This is a genomic window from Streptomyces sp. NPDC031474, assembly GCF_055581185.1.
This window is the reverse complement of record NZ_JBVIJX010000068.1, coordinates 1-4,222: the sequence shown is the minus strand read 5'-3', so window position 1 is coordinate 4,222 and position 4,222 is coordinate 1. Positions and strand designations below refer to the sequence as shown.

At 59.2% G+C, this 4,222-nt stretch carries 4 protein-coding genes; 2 read left to right on the top strand and 2 right to left on the bottom strand.

The genetic code is table 11. From position 1 onward, the window contains the following. Positions 1-94: 94 nt before the first annotated feature. Positions 95-301: a hypothetical protein gene (locus ACZ5SK_RS48395; RefSeq protein WP_468578100.1), complete on the top strand. Its 207-nt coding sequence runs from the start codon at positions 95-97 to the stop codon at positions 299-301. A 101-nt stretch (positions 302-402) separates the two neighbouring features. Here the strand turns inward: ACZ5SK_RS48395 and ACZ5SK_RS48390 are convergent, their stop codons facing one another. Next, positions 403-1,554, bottom strand: coding sequence for a helix-turn-helix domain-containing protein (locus ACZ5SK_RS48390; RefSeq protein WP_468159098.1), 1,152 nt, complete (start codon positions 1,552-1,554; stop codon positions 403-405). An 83-nt stretch (positions 1,555-1,637) separates the two neighbouring features. Between ACZ5SK_RS48390 and ACZ5SK_RS48385 the strand changes: the two genes are divergently transcribed. After that, the gene (locus tag ACZ5SK_RS48385; RefSeq protein ID WP_468159096.1) at positions 1,638-2,201 is read left to right on the top strand and encodes an ATP-binding protein; all 564 of its coding nucleotides are present in this window, start codon (positions 1,638-1,640) and stop codon (positions 2,199-2,201) included. An 80-nt stretch (positions 2,202-2,281) separates the two neighbouring features. Here ACZ5SK_RS48385 and ACZ5SK_RS48380 read toward each other — a convergent pair whose 3' ends face one another. Beyond that, positions 2,282-3,949, bottom strand: coding sequence for a recombinase family protein (locus tag ACZ5SK_RS48380; RefSeq protein WP_468159094.1), 1,668 nt, complete (start codon positions 3,947-3,949; stop codon positions 2,282-2,284). Positions 3,950-4,222: the final 273 nt, after the last annotated feature.

Sequence of the window (4,222 nt, the reverse complement as noted above, 5' to 3'; positions counted from 1 at the left end):
GGACTATCCAGGACGGCTCCGACGCCGTGATCACACCAGCCACAGCAAGATCATCTCATCTGTGACCGGCAGTTACGGGACAACCCTTAGGCGCGTGGAAGTCGTCCCCGTGGTCGACGTCGACCGGCTGACGGAGTGCACCGCGTCCGACTGCTCCCGGCCGCCGAAGTGGCGCGGCCTGTGCAAACGCTGCTACTCCCGGCAGTGGAAGGCTGCTCGCCGGAGGGCCGTCCAGGCGCAGCGCGCGGCCAAGCTGCTGGCGCTCGCGGAGTGGGCCGACACCGAGCCGGCTGCCTGCTGAGAGCCCCTGAGAGCCTGTGGGCCAGCAGAGCTGCGCAGGAGTGCTACGGAGGCGTACAGAGGGCTCTACGGGCCGTCCCTGGGGGTGTGGTCGACTCGGGCTCAGGACTCAAGGGCCTTGAGCCCCTGGTACGCCTCTCTCAGATCTGCGCTTTCCGGAAGCTGTCGAGCTTCTACAGCCTTCACTACTTCCAGCGCACGCCAATGATTCGAGGGGACCACACGGCCGGACAGAATGGCTTTCTGCGCCGAGTCGCACGCTTCGTCTAGCCGGTCTTCCTTGAGGAGTACCAAGGCAAGGTCGATATTTGCTGAAGCCACACGCCTAGGCCATTTGGTCACGTCGTCACTCGGACTCAGCCTCTTGATTACTTCCCTGGCGTACGGCTCTGCCGCTACGTCTCCGAGCCAAGCAAGGGTTGTAGCCGTATAGGACAGAGCCTTTGCAGGGTCGTACTTGTAGTGATGCTCTGGCCTATCAGGGGAGCCGATAGCGGCAGAGAGAGCCTGTACCCGCTCAATGGCTGAGTAGGTCTCTGTCGCCTCCCCTAGCCGTGCATTCGCTCTTCCCTCTTGGGCTGTCGCCTGAATCATGGCGGAGCTTGTAGCGGGAGCTATCTCCTGAGCCGCACGGGAGAGGTCAACAGCCTGGACGTAATCCCCATCGGTGAGGACGCGCCAAGCCTCAGTCTCGAAACACCATGCTTCAATCTCAGGGTGTCCGGCCTCCCTGGCTAGCGTTGCTGCTGTCTCCAGTCGAGCCGTAGCCGCATCGTCTTGCATCAAGTCGATATGGGCTGTGGCACCCAGGAGAGAAAGCCAACCCCCGATAACCAACAAACGCCGATGCTCAGAGAGGGTCTTCTTACCGTCCAAGAGCTTGACGACATAAGCGGAGTGCTTCCGTACATGCCTCAACAGCTCTGCCGGATCAGCCTTTGGGTACGCCATGGCCAGACCGTCAAAGGCACGTTCCAGCCGCTCTAGGGTGGCGCTGCCTACGTCGCTTGCCTGTACGCGTCGGGCAAGTTCCCATGCGTCCATCTCATCGTCATGAGAGCCGCTGTCTTCCACAGTCAGGGAGAGCCCAAGATATTCGTTAATGGCTTGAGTGAACTCAGGAGAGGGAGCCTGTTTCCCATTGAGTACACGGCTCAGATAGGCAACGTCGTAATGGAGTTCCTTGGCTGCACCTCTGAGGCTTTTCCCCTGTGCCTTGAGTGCCGTCCGTACCTCAGACCCGTAGTCGATCATCCCGCCGCCCGTGCAGTGTGGACTGTTGACTCTGAGCATAGTCAACGCTGGTCAACAACACCCATGCCCGTTACAGGAGTTGGATGTTGCAGCAGGTGGCCCCCACACCGTGTGGGACGGCTGGGGGCCTGGTCCACGCTGGGTTAGGAGCGCAGACAGATGCAGCATACGCGGACGCTCGGGGGGTGCCTGTGACCATGGCACCAACACGGAACAATGACGACCAGGAGCAAAGGGAGCCGGTTGAGGTCAAGGCCTGGGGATGGTCCCAGCAGCCTGCCTGTGTGCCTCTGTCTCGGAAGGTCTTCCGTAAGTGGTTGGCTAAGGTCAATGCCTCTCACTACGAGGAAGACGCAACCCTGTGTTTCATGGAGCTTCTGACCAATGCCATTCGCATTGAGTCGCCTACAGGGCTTACTCACACGCGTTGGATGCTCTTTGAGGACAAGCTAAGGGTTGAGGTCAATGACTACTCAACTCAAGCCCCTTACCTCTCTTGGGCAGATGATGAGGCCGAAAACGGCAGAGGCTTAATCCTCGTTCACCTCCTCGCCGACAAGTGGGGATACGACCACACCACCTTTCTAGGCGAGCACGGGGAAGGCTGGATTCCCGGCAAGACGGTTTGGTTCGAGCTGCACAAGTAAGCCAGCCGACCACAGACAGCAGAGAGCCCCTGTTACGCCCTCCCAGACTCGGGAAGGGATCCAGGGGCTCTCTTGCGTTTTCAGGAGTTCTCAGGCGACCGCAGTTTCACTTCAAGGGGATGCCCGTACTTCAGAAGACCTACCGCTATCCCGATCTTGCTCAAGTAGCCTGCCGGTGCGTTGTGAGTGTGCACCAGTTTGACCCTGCTCCGACCATGATCGGCGAAGAGTTCTTCGGCCATGGTCTTGATATCTCCTAGATTCATGGCGTACCCCCGATCCTTCTTATCGTCGCCCTCATTCCATGCCCAGACCTTGACTCCATACGTGCGCAGGAACTCCCTACGGTCTTCCTGGTCTTTGGCCGCCCAGACTTCCCCGTACTTCTTTCCTGTGGCTTTCAGCGCCGGATGCGCCCTCTCCTCTTCCTGCTTTGCCAGGAGAGCCACTTTCCCGGACAGGCTCTTGTGCATGCGCTTGTAGGACTCTTCCTGCCCCTCTCCGTCGTACTCTCCTGCCAGGAAGTCAGCTTCCAGCTTCTCTAGGCGTGCCTTTGCCGACTGGAGTTCCCTTGCCTGAGAGGGGCCTACTCCTGCCCTCTCGTACATGTCCCACTCTCCAACTGAACCTAGGATCGTCTGGTTAACCCATGCGTCCAGTGCATCTGCACGGACGTAGAGACCCTGGGAACAAGCACCACCCTTGAACTTGTTGGAGCACCGGTAATACCTGTGTCCGGGAACCATTGTGCCGTCTTTCCTGGTGTGACCAGATCCCATGAGGGAGGTAACCGGCGCTCCACACTCGCCACAGTGAGCGACACTGGACAGGAGACTCTTAGCGCCGTTACGGCTCCCTGTTATGGCCTCTGTGGGCTTCTGTGCGGGCTTAATCCTGTCCACCAGATCTGTCCATACGTCCATGGACGTTAGGGGCTTCTCCGGGAGGATTACGGGCTCTCCGTCATCGTCTAGAACGGCCTCTCCCTTGTAGGTGTAGATACCGGCAACCCAAGGGGAACGGATGAACTTATTGATGATCGTGGATTGCCACTGAGTTCCCTTGGTTTCCTCCCCCTTCTGCTTACGCCGGTGATCTCTCCACGTGAGGATTCCACGGGCATTGAAGTCACGTGCGATTCGGTGTGTGGACTGTCCCTCTTGGATGCGCCGGAAGATCTCTTCTACGTAGGGGTAGAAGTCCTGGTCAATCTCCAGAACCTTCCTCTTGCCTCCCTCTACGGTCTTGAGCCGGTAGCCGGTAGGGGGATCACCTGCAAGCCATGAACGGTTCTCTAGGCGTGTCTGTACGCTGTTCAGGATGCGTGCCTGGATTGTGTCCCACTCAGCCTCAGCAAAGACGGCAGTCATGCGCGCCATCATCTTGCCTTGGGGAGTCGAGAGGTCGAACCCCTCTTCTACGCACACGATGAACTTGCCGTTTTCCTGCGCCCACTCCAATAGCTCATTGAAGTGCATTGAGCGACGGGTTAGCCGGTCCATCTTGGCTGCAATCAAGACATCAAATTCATCTGTCCTGTCATTGAGCCACTTCCCCAGCTTCGGACGCTTGAAGGGGGACAGAGAGCCTGAGACGTCCGTGTCCTCTGCCTCCCCCACGAGGTGACCTGAGATGTGAGGGGACGTCAGATAGTGGCTGGTGACCCTGCGCTGCCACTCGATGGACGTAGAGCCGTCGGCATCGACGGACAGGCGGAGACAGGCGAGGTACCGAAGGTTGGGTTGCATGGGAGCGAGGCTAGCCGAGTCTGTGTGCCTAAGCGACCGATTCGACCTTGCCGGTAGGCACGTCTGCCCTCGTCCTCGTACTCGTCGGAAAACTGCTTCGGAAACAGCTCTGGAACCGTTACGGAACGGCTCTGGATAGCACTTGGGCGGGTCGACCATGACCCGCCGGTACCAAGGCTAACCTCGATTCGTCAGCGGGGTTCGGTGGCTGACTTGCTCGGCAGTTCGCCCGTAATGTCCTCGGGCCGTTCGAGGTGGGCCGTCGCGTGACGC

Excerpts from the sequence above, each read along its gene's own strand:
- ACZ5SK_RS48380 (WP_468159094.1), bottom strand. The coding sequence starts at position 3,949 with ATGCAACCCAACCTTCGGTACCTCGCCTGTCTCCGCCTGTCCGTCGAT.
- ACZ5SK_RS48390 (WP_468159098.1), bottom strand. The coding sequence starts at position 1,554 with ATGATCGACTACGGGTCTGAGGTACGGACGGCACTCAAGGCACAGGGG.
- ACZ5SK_RS48385 (WP_468159096.1), top strand. The coding sequence starts at position 1,638 with ATGTTGCAGCAGGTGGCCCCCACACCGTGTGGGACGGCTGGGGGCCTG.